The sequence below is a fragment of the Asaia lannensis NBRC 102526 genome (genome assembly GCF_024054035.1).
Lineage (GTDB): Bacteria > Pseudomonadota > Alphaproteobacteria > Acetobacterales > Acetobacteraceae > Asaia > Asaia lannensis.
The window spans coordinates 1-15,515 of record NZ_JAMXQU010000002.1 but is presented as its reverse complement, the minus strand read 5'-3'; the positions used below and the strand labels follow the sequence as shown (position 1 = coordinate 15,515).

Sequence of the window (15,515 nt, the reverse complement as noted above, 5' to 3'; positions counted from 1 at the left end):
ATCCCCCATGCGAGGCGGCCTTCGTGAGAATGCAGGGGGAGGACAGGGTGAGACGGGGAATTCTGACAGTTTATGCGGGGCCGATGTTTGCCGGAAAATCGGCGCATCTTCTGGCCGACACCCCGCAGGATGATACCGTTCTGTGCCTTGCGCCTGCGTTCGACACCCGATCCGGGGCGCGTATTCACAGCCGCACAGGTCTGACACGCCCTGCGCGTTCCGTTTCCTCGTGGCCTGCAGATGGCCGGGATTTCCATCATATTTTGCTCGATGAGGGGCATTTCATGATTGCGCCGCATTATACGGGCGATGTCGTGGCCGATATCGAATCAGCACTTGCATCTGGGATCGATGTCAGCGTCGCAGGGCTCGACACGGATTTTCTGCGTGAGGATTTCATTGTCATGGCGCGGCTACGCGATATGGCGGATCGCTATGTCAGCCTTCAGGCGCGCTGCCATGTGTGCAACGGTCCCGCCATGTGGACCGCCAAAAAGCGACAGACAGGACAGATTCTCGAAACGGGGGACGAGGAACTTTACGAGGCACGCTGCGACAGGCACTGGACAGCACCCTCGTAAACACCGTCCTTACGCAGGGTGCTTGGCTCGCATCGGATCCCGAACAGGGGCGCGGCATTCCGGGCTGTTCCGTTGACGCGGAGACAGCCCGATGCGACGCGTTATGGTATCTGACCTTTGGCGGACAGCGCTTCACGGATGGCGTGGACGCGATTGGAGCCGATTTCTTCCTGTCTGGCCTTCGCCAGTTCCTGAGGGGTGATTTCCGGTGCGGGTTTTGTCGCGCCACGTGAAATCAGCCAGTTCAGAATAAGCGCGAGCTGCTCGTCATTGAGACGACGAAAGCTTGGCATGGAAAAGTTATAGCGGCTTCCATTGGCCTCGATCGGACCATCGAGCCCGTTGAGCATGACACGTGCAAGATAGTCGCGACCCTCTGGCGTTCTGGCAATCAGATCGAGGCGGCCGACGAGAGGCGGAACCTCCCCCGGCAACCCACTGCCACCATGATGACAGATCCCGCAATTGGGACCGTACAGCTTTTGCCCGGGGCTCTTCTTGCCGCACCCGGTAAGGGCGAGCGCGGCAAGAAGCGTGATGACGAGAGGCGCACGCATGATCGGGCCTTTACTGCTCCTGACCGCCGAGACCCAGAAGCTGGATCTTGAAGACGAGCGGGCTGTTGGGCGGAATGATACCCATGGAACGTTTGCCGTAACCCAGATTGGGCGGCACGTAGAGCATCCACGTATCGCCGACATGCATCATGGGCAGGGCTTCCATCCAGCCCTGAACCAGCCCGTCCAGCGTCATCTGCATATACGCGCCATTGCCGTGCTGCTCGGAGCTGTCGAAAATGCCGCCATCGGGCAGGCGGCCCTCGTAGATCAGCATCATCTGGCGTCCCTTGGAAGGCTGTTCGCCATCCTTGGGGCCGGATTTGAGGACCTTGTAGGCCAGACCGTCGGGCAGCGTCTTCACGCCGGGTTCGGCACGGACCTTGGCCATGAACTGCTCAGGCGTCAGCTCCGGCTCTTCTTTCGGGCCGCCGCATGCCGCGAGAGCGAGGAAGGACGCCCCGGCGACGAGGGTCTTGATGGAGCGGGTGATACGCATGATGAACCTCTTGTCGCTTCGGATCAGGGCTTGCCGCCGGTACGACCGATCTGACCGCCCAGACGCAGACGCAGCGCATTGAGCTTGATGAAGCCCTGTGCGTCGATCTGGTTATAGGCGCCCTCGTCATCCTCGAAGGTGACGACACGGGTGTCGTACAGGCTGTTCGGGCTTTCACGACCCACACAGATCACATTGCCCTTGTAGAGCTTCAGACGCACGCGACCGGTGACCGATTTCTGGCTGGTGTCGATCAGTGCCTGAAGCATGTGACGCTCGGGCGAGAACCAGAAACCGTTATAGATAATCTCGGCATAGCGCGGCATCAGGCTGTCCTTGAGGTGCATGGCCTCGCGGTCGAGCGTGATGGATTCGATGCTGCGATGTGCTGTAAGCAGGATCGTGCCACCCGGTGTTTCATAGATACCGCGTGATTTCATGCCAACGAAGCGGTTCTCGACCAGGTCGAGACGGCCGATACCGTTATCGTGACCGAGCTTGTTGAGGCGCGTCAGCAGTTCGGCGGGGGAGAGGGTGACGCCATTGAGCGCTACCGGATCGCCCTCGAAGAAATCGATGGCGATTTCGGTCGCGACATCGGGTGCGTTTTCCGGGGAGATCGTGCGCTGGAAAACGATCTCATCGGGGGCCATTGCGGGATCTTCGAGGATCTTGCCCTCGGACGACGAGTGCAGCAGATTCGCATCGACCGAGAACGGGGCTTCGCCGCGCTTGTCCTTGGTGACCGGGATCTGGTTTTCCTCGGCAAAAGCAAGCAGCTTCGTGCGCGACGTCAGATCCCATTCACGCCATGGCGCGATGACCTTGATATCGGGCTGAAGCGCATAATAGCCAAGTTCGAAACGAACCTGATCGTTACCCTTGCCCGTTGCACCATGGGCGACGGCATCGGCGCCGACCATCTTGGCGATTTCGATCTGGCGCTGCGCGATCAGCGGGCGCGCGATTGACGTGCCGAGCAGATACTGGCCTTCGTACAGCGCATTGGCGCGGAACATCGGGAACACGAAATCCTTGACGAAGGTCTCGCGCAGATCCTCGACGAAGATATCCTTGACGCCGAACATCTCGGCCTTGCGACGTGCGGGCTCCAGTTCTTCACCCTGGCCAAGATCGGCGGTGAAGGTCACCACCTCGCAGCCATATTCCTTCTGCAGCCAGCGCAGAATGACGGAAGTATCCAGCCCGCCCGAGTAGGCGAGAACAACTTTCTTTACGTCCCGGGCAGTCATGAAGCCAGGCTTCCCTCTGATAAAATGACAAATAAGGAGTCATTCTTATCACCCGGCACGCTTCGAGGCCAGCCTAGGAGGCTGGCTCGTCCGCGCTTATTCTACCTCGGCGCTCGTATTGCGCCGCAGTCTTTCGCTCTCGGTCTTGAGCTGACCGCAGGCAGCGAGGATATCGCGCCCGCGTGGCATGCGGATCGGCGAGGCAAAACCGGCATCCATGACAATGGCGGCGAATTTCTGGAGCTGCTCGCGTGTCGAGGGTTTGAACTCGGACCCCGGCCAGGGATTGAACGGGATCAGATTGACCTTGGCGGGCAGGCCTTTGATGAGGCGCACGAGTTCGCGCGCATCGGCCTCACTGTCATTGATCCCGCGCAGCATGATGTATTCGAAGGTGATACGGCGCGAATTCGAAGCGGCCGGATAGCGGCGGCACGCGGCCATCAGTTCCTCGATCGGGTATTTCCGGTTGAGCGGCACGATCTTGTCGCGCAGATCATTGGTGACGGCATGAAGGGAGATCGCAAGATTGACTGCCAGCTCTTCGCCACAGCGATCCATCATGGGTACCACGCCGGACGTCGAGAGCGTGATACGCCGGCGCGACAGGGCGATGCCCTCGCCGTCCATCACGATACGCATGGCCTTGGCGACGTTGTCGTAATTGTAGAGCGGCTCACCCATGCCCATCAGGACGATGGTTGAGAGCAGACGAGGGGTCTCACCTTTCGGGCTGGGCCATTCGCCATAGGAATCGCGTGCAGCCATGAATTGCGAGACGATCTCTGCCGCACCGAGATTGCGCACAAGCTTCTGCGTGCCGGTATGGCAGAACGTGCAGGACAGCGTGCAGCCTACCTGTGACGAGATACAGACGGCGCCCCGGTCCTCACGGCGGTCGGGGATGTAGACGGTCTCGGCCTCCTGACCATCACGGAAACGGAAGAGGAATTTGCGCGTATCGTCGCTCGATGTCTGTTCCAGGCTGGTGGCCGGGCGTCCAACGACATAGCGTTCGGCCAGTCGTGCCTGGAGAGGCTTGGCGATGCTGCTCATGCGGGAGAAATCTGTGGCACCCTGATGATAGATCCAGTGCCAGAGCTGCTTGGCGCGAAAGGGCTTTTCGCCGAATTCGGCCATTTCAGCGATCAGCTCCTCGCGCGACAGACCGACTAGGTCGCGTCGCCCGTCAGGCAGGACAGCCGGAGGCGGGGCAAACAGGGCGGATTTGGCGAGGATGCGCGCGCGCTCCTGCTCGTTCAGGTCGAGTGTGGTCGAGATGTCGGACATGGGGGTGCTCTATCACGAATGAGCACCGGGAAAGCAAGCAAAACCACTATGGGAAAGCGTTGCTGCCTCTGTGACAGGAAAATCAGGCGGGCTGGGGATGAGGTCCGCCTCACTCTCGGACGAAGGCTGAATACCCTTAGCCCGTCTTACTTGTGCTTAGGGTCAGGTGCGACGGGCCGCGATCAGGAACTCGCGATTGCCTTCAGGGCCGGTAATGGGGCTGGCTTCGATACCGAGAACGTCCCAGCCTTCGAGCCCTTCCCACCAGGCGCGTATCTCCGCACAGACACGTTCATGTACTTCGGGATCGCGCACGACGCCTTTGGCGCCGATTTCCGCCCGTCCGGCCTCGAACTGGGGTTTGATCAGCGCGACGGCCCAGCCACCGGGCTGGCAAAGCGACAGGGCAGGAGGAAGCACCGTGCGCAACCCGATGAAGCTGGCATCGCACACGACAACGGAGACCGGGTCGGGAACAAGAGCGGCGTCAAGCGTACGTGCATTGGTCTTTTCCATGACCACAACGCGTTCGTCAGAACGGATTTTCCAGGCGAGCTGGCCGTGGCCGACATCCACGGCGTAGACCTTGTCAGCACCGTTGGTCAGCAGCACATCGGTGAAACCGCCAGTGGAGGCACCGACATCGATCGCTGTTGCCCCTTTCGGATCCAGGCCGAAATGGCTCAGCGCGTGATCGAGCTTGAGCCCCCCGCGCGATACCCAGGGATGGTCCTGACCGCGCAGATCGAGCGCGGCATCCTCGGCAAGCATATCGCCCGCCTTGGCAATGCGGCGGTCCTTGCTGAAAACAAGTCCCGCCATGATCAGGGCCTGTGCGCGAGCGCGGCTCTCGACGAGGCCGCGCTCGACCAACAGGACGTCAGCCCGCTTCTTGGCCATCAAGCCGTCTGCTGGGCAGTCTGCGCACCGAGCGCGGAGAACGCGGTCGCGACGATTTGCGGCGCATTCAGCCCGGCTTCGTCATACTGCACTTCCGGCAGGTTGTGGTCGATATAGCTGTCAGGCAGCGCCATCGGGCGGAACCGGACCTGATCGAGCAGTGCCGTCTCGGCCAGATGACGTACAACGAGGCTGCTGAAGCCGCCCGCTGCGCCTTCTTCGATCGTGATCAGCACGTCATGTTCGCGCGCAAGGCGCTCGACAAGATCCGTGTCGATGGGCTTGGCAAACCGGGCATCGGCGACCGTCACGGCGATACCCTGAGCAGCAAGGTGATCGGCTGCCTTGAGGGATTCGGTCAGACGCGTGCCGAGCGAGAGAATGGCAACGCCGGACTTTGTGCCGGGCTGACGTGTTGCTTCACGCACGATGCGACCGCGGCCGATTTCGAGCACTTCACCCTGTTCGGGCAGGTCGAGCCCGGTGCCACCGCCACGCGGATAGCGGAAGGCGATCGGACCGGCGTCGTACATGCATGCCGTTGCCGTCATATGGGTCAGTTCGACTTCATCGCTCGGTGCCATGACGACCATGTTCGGCAGGCAGCACAGGTAGTTCAGATCGAACGACCCTGCATGGGTCGCGCCGTCGGCACCGACCAGCCCCGCACGATCGATCGCAAAACGAACCGGCAGGTTCTGCAGGTCGACGTCATGCACGACCTGATCGTAGGCGCGCTGCAGGAAGGTGGAGTAGATGGCGCAGAACGGGCGCAGCCCTTCTGATGCCATGCCGGCGGCAAAGGTCACGGCATGCTGTTCGGCAATACCCACGTCGAAAAAGCGTTCCGGGTGCTTCTGGGCGAACTTGTCCAGACCTGTGCCCGAGGGCATGGCGGCGGTGATGGCGGTAATGCGCTCATCTGTTTCCGCACGACGCAGCAATTCGCGTGCCATGACCGAGGTATAGCTCGGCGGGCCGGCAGGCGCCTTCTTCTGCTCGCCCGTCACCACATTGAACTTGCTCACAGCGTGATATTTGTCGCCAGCCGATTCGGCGGGCTTGTAGCCGCGACCCTTCTCGGTGATGACATGCAGCAGGACCGGGCCTTCATCCGTATCGCGCAGGTTGCGCAGGATCGGTACGAGCTGGTTCAGATCATGGCCATCGACCGGGCCGACATAATAGAAACCGAGTTCCTCGAACAACGTGCCACCTGTGATCAGGCCACGCGTCAGCTCGTCGGCACGCTTGGCCGTGCGTTCCAGACCGGCAGGCAGGCGCTTGGCCAGCTTGCCTGCAAGATCGCGCAGGCTGAGGAACTGGCGCGACGTCATGAGACGCGACAGGTAGTTCGACATCGACCCGACCGGCGGAGCGATGGACATCTCGTTATCGTTGAGGATCACGATCAGGCGCTTGGCGCCCGGACCTGCAACGGCTGCATTGTTCATGGCCTCATAGGCCATACCGGCAGAAATCGAGCCGTCGCCGATGACGGCAATCACATTGCGCTCTTCGAACGACGGATCGTCGGTGGCGCGCAGATGATGCGCGACCGCCATGCCGAGGCCTGCCGAGATCGAGGTGGAAGAGTGAGCGGCACCGAACGGGTCGTATTCGCTCTCGGACCGGCGCGTGAAGCCCGACAGACCTTCAGGCTGACGCAGCGTACGGATACGATCGCGACGACCGGTCAGGATCTTGTGCGGATAGGCCTGATGGCCGACATCCCAGATGATGCGGTCGTCTGGCGTGTTGAACACCGCATGCATGGCCACGGTCAGTTCGACCACACCGAGTGAGGCACCGAGATGCCCGCCCGTGGTGGAAACGGCATCGACCGTTTCGGAGCGTAGTTCCTCGGCCAGCTGCTTGAGCTGATCGGTCGAGAAGTTTCTCAGATCGGCGGGAATGACGACCCGGTCGAGATGAGGGAAACGACCCATTGTCGGGATCGACGAAGCGTTGTTCGGTTTGGTGGTATCGCTCATTCTCTTAATTCCTGCGCTCGACGATGTAGTGTGCCAGGGCTCTGAGCGCGGCTGCTTCGGTCCCGAAAGAATTCAGGGCCTGTGTGGCCTGCTCGACGAGACGTGCGGCTTCCGCCCGTGCGCCATCGATCCCGAGCAGGGAGACATAGGTGGATTTTCCGGCGGCTTCGTCCTTGCCGGCAGTCTTGCCGAGTTCCTCGGCGCTTGCTGTGGTGTCGAGCACGTCATCGGCGACCTGGAAAGCCGTACCGATATCGCGCCCGTAAGCGATGATCGCATCGCGCTGCACGCGTGTGGCGCCGCCCAGAATGGCGCCGGCCTCGGCAGCGTAACGGATCAGGGCGCCCGTCTTCATGGCATGGAGGCGACGAACCTGATCGAGCGGGAGGGATTTACCTTCGCCGCGTATATCGACCACCTGACCGCCCACCATTCCGGCCGCACCCGATGCCTGGGCGAGGGCGGCGACGAGCGCGATACGCACGGACGGGTCCGAATGCGTTGCTTCATCGGCCAGGATCTCGAAAGCCGATGTCTGAAGTGCATCGCCCGCCAGAATGGCAATCGCCTCATCGAACTGCTTGTGCGTCGAGGGCTGGCCGCGCCTCAGATCGTCGTCATCCATCGCGGGCAGATCGTCATGCACCAGGCTATAGGCGTGAAGCATCTCGACCGAAGCCGCTACACGCAGCGCCCCTTCAGGCTCGGCGCCGAAAATCGAGGCGATTTCGGTAACGAGATAGCCGCGCAAACGCTTGCCGCCGCCAAGGGCAGCGTAGCGCATCGCTTCGATCAGAACCGATTCGTCGCCTTTCACCATGGGCAGAAGGCGATCGATCATGGCTTCGATCGCCTTCGCCGCCGTGCCGAGCGACTTGGCCAGTGCCTCTGGCGAGGCTGTTAGATGAGGTGAGGTGGTCGTCATTGGGCTTTTCCGCCAGAATTCTCGTCGAACTCGGAAAGAGGCGTCGTAGCGGTTGTGCCGTCACGCTGGGTGATGGCGCGTACGCGCATTTCGGCTTCCGAGAGTTTTGTTTCACAATGGCGGCGCAGGGCAGCCCCGCGTTCATAGGCGCTGATGGCGTCCTCGAGTTTCATCTGGCCGCTCTCCAGACCGCGAACGATCCTGTCGAGCTCAGACAGAGCATCTTCGAAAGAGAGCTGTGATAGCTGTGCATCCATGCCGTAACTGCCGTCCCGCTCCGCTGTTTCGGAAAATTGCCGCCATAAGCGACGGCGCGATGGGATGGAGGGATAACCCGTTGCACTCCATTATCCAAGCCCAAGGAAGAGACGACTATGATTATTCCGTGACAGTCGCCGCCACAGCTGTGTCCATTTTGCGACGTATCACGAAGGAAAGCGTCTCGCCCTCTTCGGACAAGGCAACCAGAGCATGCCCCGTTTCGCGACAGAATGCCTGAAATTCGGCGACACTGGCCCGGTCCGTTGCGAGAACGCGCAGGCGAGCGCCTGACGGAAGGGTTTTGAGGCTTCGATGCGCGCGCAGCACCGGAAGCGGGCATGCCATGCCGCGCACATCGAGCAGGGTTTCTGAAGCGGAGGTCGTCATGGTGGGGACTATGCGCGCACGGCCCTATGTGTTTCAAGGTTGCGCGCTGTGCGACCGATAGATCTTTACTCGGACCGTATTCGTCCGCAACATGCGCCGCAGTTTTCAGAAGCAACATCAGTAAGGCATGAGATGGCTGATTATCGCCTCGGCATCGATTTCGGTGGGACGAAAATCGAAATCGCAGTTCTCGATCGCGCAGGCGATCTGAAACTGCGCGAACGCGTTCCGAACCCGGGAATTTACGAAGACGCTGTGATTGCAGTGCGCGATCTGGTTGCCAGTGTTGATCAGCGTCTTGGCAGTGTCGCGTCTCATCTCGCCGCGCCCGGCCAGCTCAGCTCGACGCTCGGTATCGGCATTCCGGGGTCCATCTCCCCCGAAACCGGCCTGATCAAGAACGCGAACGCGACATGGCTCAATAACCAGCCTTTCGGCATCGATCTCGATCGTGCCCTGAACCGCTCCGTTCGTGTCGAGAATGACGCGAACTGCTTCGCACTGTCCGAGGCGGCCGATGGGGCAGGTGCAGGCAATCGCACCGTGTTCGGTATTATTATCGGCACGGGCATGGGGGCAGGCATTGTCGTGGACGGCAAGGTGATCGGCGGTCGTCACAGCATTGCAGGTGAGTGGGGTCATACGCCCTTGCCCTGGACGCGACTTGAAGAGTTCCCGCTGCCCAAATGCTTCTGCGGCAATGAAGGTTGTCTCGAGCGCTATCTGTGCGGGCCGGAACTGGCCAAGGACTGGAAAGGCGTCGGACATCACAACACAGCCGGTATCGAAGAGGCTGCGGCCAATGGCGATATTGCCGCTATCGGTGCGCTCGACCGTTACATGGATCGTTTCTCACGCGCTTGCGCCATGGCGATCAACTTCCTCGATCCCGATATCATCGTGCTGGGTGGTGGCGTGTCGAATCTCGACAGCATTTATGAGCGTGTACCGCCGCTTCTCGCCCGTCATGTAATCACCCCCACCTGCACGACACCGATCGTGCGCAACAAGCATGGCGACAGCTCAGGCGTGCGTGGTGCCGCCTGGCTGTGGGATGTCGCCGAATAAGCAATCGTCAGGGGATCGGCAGGACGTTCTTCAGTCCTGCTTGAGGCGATCGGGGCGAAATCCGGTCGCCACCACATAGAGTTCGCTCGACTCCTTGCGCGATGCAGGGGGTTTGAGATGACGAACGCTGGAGAATGCGAGCTTCATCGGTTCGAGCATCTGACGTTCCGACCCGCCCTGGAACACCTTGGCGACAAAACCGCCACCGGGTGCCAGAACCTGCATCGCAAAATCGAGCGCGCCTTCGGCAAGGCCCATAATGCGCAGATGATCTGTCGGGGCATGGCCTGTCGTGTTGGGCGCCATATCCGACAGAACGAGATCGGCAGGACCGCCCAGAAGCTCGATCAGTCGTGCAGGCATTTCCGGATCGGTGAAATCACCTTCGATGATCGTGGCGTCGCTCACCGGGTCGACCGGAAGCAGATCGAGCCCGACAACGGCACTGGCACCACGCTTGACGGCGACCTGCGTCCATCCGCCGGGGGCAGCACCCAGATCGATGATCTTCATACCCGGTTTGATCAGCTTGAGCCGGTCGTCGATCTCGATCAGCTTGAAAGCTGCGCGTGACCGCCAGCCCTGCTTGCGCGCCGCTGCAACATAGGGATCGTTCAGCTGTCGGTTCAGCCAGCGTTGCTGGGCTGTCGATCGGCCGCGTGCGGTGCGCAGCATGATGGTCTTGTTACGCGCGGTCTGCACGGAGCTGCCATCGAGAGCGCTATCTGTCTCACCCGGTGATGCCGAACTCTTGAGAGCCTTGCCGGGGATGCGTCTCTCGGTTGTCTTTCCGCTTTTGCGGCCGCGTTTGTCACTGTCTTTGCTCATGCCCGTCCCATAAAGGAAGACGATGCCGGATGGCCACGATAATTCGTCTGATGCCGCCGCGACGGGGGAGGACGACGTGTCGCCTCTCCGGCTCCAGACAAGCGTGAGTGGCGTGCCTGCAGCGCCATGCGCGCAACCATCCCGTCTCTCAGGCCGCGATCGGCCACGGTGATCTGCTCCGACGGCCACAGACGGTGAATCGCGTCGAAAATTGCGCAGCCGGGCAGCATGAAATGCTGTCGGTCGGCCGAAAGACCGACGGGGCGGTCTCCTCCGCCTGCAAATGACTGTCGCACAAGACCGATAGCATCATGAGCCGCGCGCGACGTGAGCGTGAATCCGTCGACCGCGTGACGGCTGTAACGCGGGAGATTCTGCGCCATGCTTGCAAGTGTCGTGACCGTACCACTGGTTCCAAGCATCTGTACGGCACCGCGCTGCATTTCGCGCCCGATCTGATGGACGCGCTCGAACGCAAGAAGAGGCTCTTGCACAAGGCGCACCATATCTTCGTAATGCGCCGCGCTATCGGATCTTGCCCCTGCATTGCGCGAACGGCCGAACTGCTCGGACAGGGTAACGACACCATAGGGCAGGCTTACCAGCCCCACCACCTCATGCTCATGAGACTCCGGATCGAGGCGCAGCCAGGCGATTTCGGTCGATCCTCCGCCTATGTCGAATACGATTGCGCGTTGATTACTGCCGCGGTCACGATGGAGCAGGGTTCGGCAACCTTCGACTGCCAGCTCGACTTCCTCACGCGGAGAAATGATCTCAAGCGAGAGGCCCGTCTGCTGCTTGACCCGTGAGAGAAAGGACTCCCGGTTCATCGCTCTACGGCACGCCTCAGTGGCAACGGCCCTGACCTGAAGAAACGGCAGCCCCTCCATGCGGGCAGCGTAGCCTTCGAGCGTACGCACGGCACGATCCATCGCATTTACACTGAGCTCTCCGGTCTGGATAAGTCCTTCACCCAGGCAGACCATACGATTCTGACGGTCGAGCACCTGCACGCCGTGTCCGCTGCGCCTGGCGATCATCATACGGCAGTTATTGGTGCCGAGATCGAGCGCAGCAAAATGGCGCGGCGTGGCATCGTGAGACAGGGACGATGTCGCATCGCTCTGGCTGTAGCCCATATTCGTCCCCCCCTTTGTTCAGTCCGAACGCGCCGGAAATCTTGTGTCAAAATCAATGTGCTGATCTGAGAAGGGTGCAGCAAGGGCTTTGTGAGCGCGCAGTGTCAGTTTTGTGAAAAAAAATGCCTGAAGGGGGGTTGCAGGGGGTGGGGGAGGGTGCTAATTCACCGCCACCGCAAGGCAAACAGCTTCTGCAAAGATGCTGGGGGATAGTTTAGCGGTAGAACTACCGGCTCTGACCCGGTCAGCCCTGGTTCGAATCCAGGTCCCCCAGCCAGCCTTGCTTCCTGAAAATGAAAATACTGCTCTCAGGAATGCATACGCACTCGATCTGTGCGAAAAGTGCTTTTCCTGATTGTGTGAAAGTGCCCTGATTGAGCGCGTCTTTTGCGCCTTATGTCAGCGTTCGCCCGTCGCGTGCATTTGCGCTCTCTCTTCTCGTGCGCTTGGTTGTTGCTGACGGCTCACGCTCAGATCTGTTCCTTTGCACATGCAGCGGGCACGATGCGTGTTTTCACCCTTGTACCGATCCACGTTGATTGTCTGGCGGATGAACGGGCAGTGACGGCCGTCAGTCCGGCTGTACAGTCCGAGGTTCGATGTATCCACTCGTCGTAACTGTGCTTGCTTCAGGAACGAAGCGTGAGCGCCTCTAAGTTGGGGGGGGGGGGGTGAAATGCGGAAAGTGTTTCGATGACGCCGAGCATCCGATTCGCCCGCTTTGATATTGTTGCGCGGCGTTTGAGGGTGTCATGGGCGCCGCAGTATCGGCAGCTTGTGCAGAACTTCTGCTCGCCGGCATCACGCTAAAATTTCGTTTAAAGCCGCAACATTCCTGTTCAGGAATTCCCGCAAAGCTCTTTTATCGGAACTGGGCACAATATCGTGCCTTTGCGAATTGTCTCGGATACTACGGAACGGGCGTAAAAAGCGTACGTAAGCGTCTTACTCCATGAAAAGACATTAACGTTTGTCGGTTGATCTTTTCATCACACAATTCTTGTCTTCCTGCTTATGTAACTGAAATGAAACCGAAAACTCGGTTCGTATCGTCATCAAAATTTCATAACGATTTTTAACGAACCATGCTAGAAACCGTGAGTACCCAATAAAATTCGTTATCATTCCAGTACCGATTTCAGGAAAAATAATGCGTTTCAGAGCTCGTTATTGTCTTTGTGCGACGTCTCTCCTTGCCCTGCAGGTGTCGATTGCCCAGGCGCAGGAGGGGAAGAAGAATAATCCCGATGCGCAGCATGTGTCGACTTCCGGTAAGCGGCATTCTGTCAGTGATGACGGTCCATCCATGATGGGGTCTACTGCGCCAACGGATGCTGCGCGAAGCGAGACAGTGCAGGTTCGCGCCAGCCGTCATACGTCACCGGGCGGTGGTATGATGGTGCATGAAGATGCTGCTAAGTCGCGTTCGACGGTTACGCAGGAATTCATCGCCAAGCAGACGCCGGGACTCAACCCGATGCAGCTTATTGCGATGCTTCCGGGCGTGAACACGACGTCGGTAGATCCTCTCGGCCTCAATGGCGGCAATCTGACCCTGCGTGGCCTCAATGCGAGTCAGATCGGATTCACGCTTGAAGGCTTCCCGATTAACGATATCGGCAACTACGCCGTTTATCCGCAGGAGATCGTCGATTCCGAGAACCTGCGAACGATCAATGTCGAGCAGGGATCGGCCGATCTGGACAGCCCGCATATCAGTGCCTCGGGCGGCGCCGTGAATATGTATCTGCTCGACCCGACCGACAAGTTTAGCGGTCATGTCGACGGAACATATGGCAGCTATAATTCGCGCAGGATTTTCGGCCGTGTCGACACCGGTCGTATCGGCACTACCCATCTCAAAGGCTACATATCCTTTTCAGCCGCCCATGAAGATTCATGGCGCGGACCCGGTGCGCAGAAGAAGCTGCACGGTGAGACGAAATGGGTCAACGAGTGGGGGCAGGGGAACCGTATTGCGCTGGCCATTGTCGGCAATCAGAGCGACAGCACGCTCTTCCCCTCTATGTCTCTCGCAAACTGGCAGAAATACGGGACGACCTATACGTACGAATCAAAGTGGAACCCCAAAAGCCCAAGCGCGAACTATTACAAGCTCCATCCCAATCCTTTTACAAATATCTACGCCAGCGCTCCGTCGACGTTTACTCTGACCGATCATCTGACCCTGACCGAGACACCGTATTTCTGGTATGGTAACGGCAATGGTGGCGGTGCCTATAATGAGAGCCTGAGCAGCCAACAATACGGCGCGCAGACCCTTTCGAGTTCGATCGGCCAATATAATCCGTCGAACACAAAGAGCCTGTTGCTTTATAATCCGTCCAATACGCAGACGTTCCGCCCCGGTGCTGTGACCAAGCTGGCACTTCATACGGGGGCGAACCGCCTGATGGTCGGATACTGGTTCGAATATTCCAAACAGATCCAGACCTCGCCCTATAGCCTGGTCAACCCCGCAACGGGCGAGCCTTATGACGAATATGGCGGCGGCCCGAACCTTGTTCTTTCCAACGGCGTGACTGCGCAATATCGCAATACCCTGACCCAGACGCGCATTCATACGCTGTTCATTGATGACTCCCTGTCACTGCTGAACAATCGTCTGACGCTCGAAGGCGGACTGAAATATGCGATGATCCAGCGTCAGGGACATAATTTCCTGCCGAATACCTCAACCGGCCCCTATATCAACGGGAGCTGGAGCGAGCCGCTTCCTGCTGCGTCGATTCGATACAAGATCAATAATGAATTCCAGCTTTTCGCATCGGGCACCACCAACTTCCGTATTCCAATGAATACGTCGCTGTACGACGCCGGCACGTATACGAAGGGTGTCGGTTACAGTACCAAAGCCAACCCGAACCAGAAGCCGGAAATCTCGATTTCCGAAGAAGCCGGCATTCGCTATCAGGGATCGCTGTTCAACAGCACGATCACCTACTTCCATTACAACTTCACGAACCGTCTCTACTCACAGACTGTCGTGCTCCCTAACGGGTCATATTACTCGCAAAGCATCAATGGCGGCGGTTCGCATGCCGATGGCGTCGATTTCGAAATCGGTACACGCCCGATCCTCTACCATTTGCGCCCGTATATCTCGGCCGAGTACATCAATGCGCGTACCGACAGCAATGTCGCCGCCGGGAGTGGTAGCGACTATGTGCGGAGCAAGGGCAAGTTCGCCCCTCAGACCCCGCAGCAACAGGTCGCTTTCAACCTCGATTACGATGACGGGCATCTGTTCAGCGGGTTTGCTCTCAAATATGTTGGCAAGCAGTATTCCACGTTCAACAACGACACCTCGATCCCGAGCTACGTCACGATGGATGTCCATGCCGGCTATCGCTTCAGGAGCTTCGGCTTCATGAAAAACCCGGTCCTGCAGCTCAACCTGCAGAACATCACGAACAATCACTACCTTGGTTTTGTGAATGGCGTGACCGCCAACGGTAAAGCCACCACAGGTGTCTACGGTAGCAAGATCGCAGCAGGCAGCTCGACCTATTATGTTGCTTCGCCATTCTTCGTCGGCGGCACCGCGAGCGTCGATTTCTGATCTGACGCTTCATGGCCATGGCGGGGGAGGGGGCTCAGCCCCCTCCCTTTTTTTTCGTGTCAGGTCTGCTCCTGCATAGTCGACCGACTGGAAAGTTTTTCTGTGTTTGGTGTCATTTTTCTGAAATTATATGTTGACGGTGTTGGGTATGGGGTCTAAAAGCCCGTTCACCGCAGCGGAACACGCCGCGGCGACTGCCTGAAAGACTGAGTAAGATCAGTGAGTTAGGTAGGGTTCTTTGAAAATT

General features: G+C 59.2%; 14 protein-coding genes and 1 tRNA gene. 4 read left to right on the top strand and 11 right to left on the bottom strand.

What is annotated here, in order from left to right:
• Positions 1 to 47: 47 nt before the first annotated feature.
• Positions 48 to 581 (top strand): thymidine kinase, encoded by a 534-nt coding sequence (locus NF685_RS02615; protein ID WP_252848495.1) that lies wholly within the window; start codon positions 48 to 50, stop codon positions 579 to 581.
• A gap of 101 nt (positions 582 to 682) precedes the next feature.
• Here NF685_RS02615 and NF685_RS02610 read toward each other — a convergent pair whose 3' ends face one another.
• The 9 genes from NF685_RS02610 to NF685_RS02570 all read right to left on the bottom strand — a co-directional run bounded on the left by NF685_RS02610 (position 683) and on the right by NF685_RS02570 (position 8,647).
• Positions 683 to 1,138 (bottom strand): c-type cytochrome, encoded by a 456-nt coding sequence (locus NF685_RS02610; RefSeq protein ID WP_252848494.1) that lies wholly within the window; start codon positions 1,136 to 1,138, stop codon positions 683 to 685.
• Positions 1,139 to 1,148: 10 nt separating this feature from the next.
• Positions 1,149 to 1,637 (bottom strand): FKBP-type peptidyl-prolyl cis-trans isomerase, encoded by a 489-nt coding sequence (locus NF685_RS02605; RefSeq protein ID WP_222547672.1) that lies wholly within the window; start codon positions 1,635 to 1,637, stop codon positions 1,149 to 1,151.
• 23 nt (positions 1,638 to 1,660) lie between these two features.
• Positions 1,661 to 2,890, bottom strand: coding sequence for an argininosuccinate synthase (locus tag NF685_RS02600; RefSeq protein ID WP_252848493.1), 1,230 nt, complete (start codon positions 2,888 to 2,890; stop codon positions 1,661 to 1,663).
• 96 nt (positions 2,891 to 2,986) lie between these two features.
• A complete protein-coding gene (gene rlmN / locus NF685_RS02595) occupies positions 2,987 to 4,180 on the bottom strand; it encodes a 23S rRNA (adenine(2503)-C(2))-methyltransferase RlmN (RefSeq protein WP_222547670.1) in 1,194 nt (397 codons plus the stop codon).
• Between the two features lie 162 nt (positions 4,181 to 4,342).
• Positions 4,343 to 5,080 carry a TlyA family RNA methyltransferase gene (locus NF685_RS02590; protein WP_252848492.1) on the bottom strand — a complete coding sequence of 246 codons (738 nt, stop codon included), beginning with the start codon at positions 5,078 to 5,080 and terminating at the stop codon, positions 4,343 to 4,345.
• Complete coding sequence (gene dxs / locus NF685_RS02585) at positions 5,080 to 7,074, bottom strand: 1-deoxy-D-xylulose-5-phosphate synthase (RefSeq protein WP_222547668.1); 1,995 nt, start codon at positions 7,072 to 7,074, stop codon at positions 5,080 to 5,082. Before dxs ends, NF685_RS02590 begins: the two co-directional genes overlap by 1 nt.
• 4 nt (positions 7,075 to 7,078) lie before the next feature.
• A complete protein-coding gene (locus NF685_RS02580) occupies positions 7,079 to 7,915 on the bottom strand; it encodes a polyprenyl synthetase family protein (RefSeq protein WP_252848802.1) in 837 nt (278 codons plus the stop codon).
• Positions 7,916 to 7,995: 80 nt separating this feature from the next.
• Entirely contained in the window at positions 7,996 to 8,256 is a 261-nt protein-coding gene (locus tag NF685_RS02575) for an exodeoxyribonuclease VII small subunit (protein WP_222547666.1), read from the bottom strand.
• 121 nt (positions 8,257 to 8,377) lie between these two features.
• On the bottom strand, positions 8,378 to 8,647 hold the full coding sequence (locus tag NF685_RS02570; protein ID WP_252848491.1) for a sulfurtransferase TusA family protein: 270 nt from the start codon (positions 8,645 to 8,647) through the stop codon (positions 8,378 to 8,380).
• Between the two features lie 132 nt (positions 8,648 to 8,779).
• Here NF685_RS02570 and NF685_RS02565 point away from each other — a divergent pair, with 132 nt between their 5' ends.
• The gene (locus NF685_RS02565; protein ID WP_252848490.1) at positions 8,780 to 9,715 is read left to right on the top strand and encodes an ROK family protein; all 936 of its coding nucleotides are present in this window, start codon (positions 8,780 to 8,782) and stop codon (positions 9,713 to 9,715) included.
• Positions 9,716 to 9,745: 30 nt separating this feature from the next.
• Here the strand turns inward: NF685_RS02565 and NF685_RS02560 are convergent, their stop codons facing one another.
• The gene (locus NF685_RS02560; RefSeq protein ID WP_252848489.1) at positions 9,746 to 10,543 is read right to left on the bottom strand and encodes an RlmE family RNA methyltransferase; all 798 of its coding nucleotides are present in this window, start codon (positions 10,541 to 10,543) and stop codon (positions 9,746 to 9,748) included.
• A complete protein-coding gene (locus tag NF685_RS02555) occupies positions 10,540 to 11,685 on the bottom strand; it encodes a Ppx/GppA phosphatase family protein (RefSeq protein ID WP_252848488.1) in 1,146 nt (381 codons plus the stop codon). Before NF685_RS02555 ends, NF685_RS02560 begins: the two co-directional genes overlap by 4 nt.
• A gap of 203 nt (positions 11,686 to 11,888) precedes the next feature.
• Between NF685_RS02555 and NF685_RS02550 the strand changes: the two genes are divergently transcribed.
• Positions 11,889 to 11,962: transfer RNA gene (locus tag NF685_RS02550), tRNA-Gln, on the top strand.
• A gap of 1,029 nt (positions 11,963 to 12,991) precedes the next feature.
• Positions 12,992 to 15,268, top strand: coding sequence for a TonB-dependent receptor (locus NF685_RS02545; protein WP_252848801.1), 2,277 nt, complete (start codon positions 12,992 to 12,994; stop codon positions 15,266 to 15,268).
• The last annotated feature ends 247 nt before the right edge of the window (positions 15,269 to 15,515 follow it).

Excerpts from the sequence above, each read along its gene's own strand:
- NF685_RS02555 (WP_252848488.1), bottom strand. The coding sequence starts at position 11,685 with ATGGGCTACAGCCAGAGCGATGCGACATCGTCCCTGTCTCACGATGCC.
- NF685_RS02545 (WP_252848801.1), top strand. The coding sequence starts at position 12,992 with ATGATGGGGTCTACTGCGCCAACGGATGCTGCGCGAAGCGAGACAGTG.
- NF685_RS02575 (WP_222547666.1), bottom strand. The coding sequence starts at position 8,256 with ATGGATGCACAGCTATCACAGCTCTCTTTCGAAGATGCTCTGTCTGAG.
- NF685_RS02560 (WP_252848489.1), bottom strand. The coding sequence starts at position 10,543 with ATGAGCAAAGACAGTGACAAACGCGGCCGCAAAAGCGGAAAGACAACC.
- NF685_RS02580 (WP_252848802.1), bottom strand. The coding sequence starts at position 7,915 with ATGATCGATCGCCTTCTGCCCATGGTGAAAGGCGACGAATCGGTTCTG.
- NF685_RS02610 (WP_252848494.1), bottom strand. The coding sequence starts at position 1,138 with ATGCGTGCGCCTCTCGTCATCACGCTTCTTGCCGCGCTCGCCCTTACC.
- dxs (WP_222547668.1), bottom strand. The coding sequence starts at position 7,074 with ATGAGCGATACCACCAAACCGAACAACGCTTCGTCGATCCCGACAATG.
- NF685_RS02605 (WP_222547672.1), bottom strand. The coding sequence starts at position 1,637 with ATGCGTATCACCCGCTCCATCAAGACCCTCGTCGCCGGGGCGTCCTTC.
- NF685_RS02570 (WP_252848491.1), bottom strand. The coding sequence starts at position 8,647 with ATGACGACCTCCGCTTCAGAAACCCTGCTCGATGTGCGCGGCATGGCA.
- NF685_RS02590 (WP_252848492.1), bottom strand. The coding sequence starts at position 5,080 with ATGGCCAAGAAGCGGGCTGACGTCCTGTTGGTCGAGCGCGGCCTCGTC.
- NF685_RS02600 (WP_252848493.1), bottom strand. The coding sequence starts at position 2,890 with ATGACTGCCCGGGACGTAAAGAAAGTTGTTCTCGCCTACTCGGGCGGG.
- rlmN (WP_222547670.1), bottom strand. The coding sequence starts at position 4,180 with ATGTCCGACATCTCGACCACACTCGACCTGAACGAGCAGGAGCGCGCG.
- NF685_RS02565 (WP_252848490.1), top strand. The coding sequence starts at position 8,780 with ATGGCTGATTATCGCCTCGGCATCGATTTCGGTGGGACGAAAATCGAA.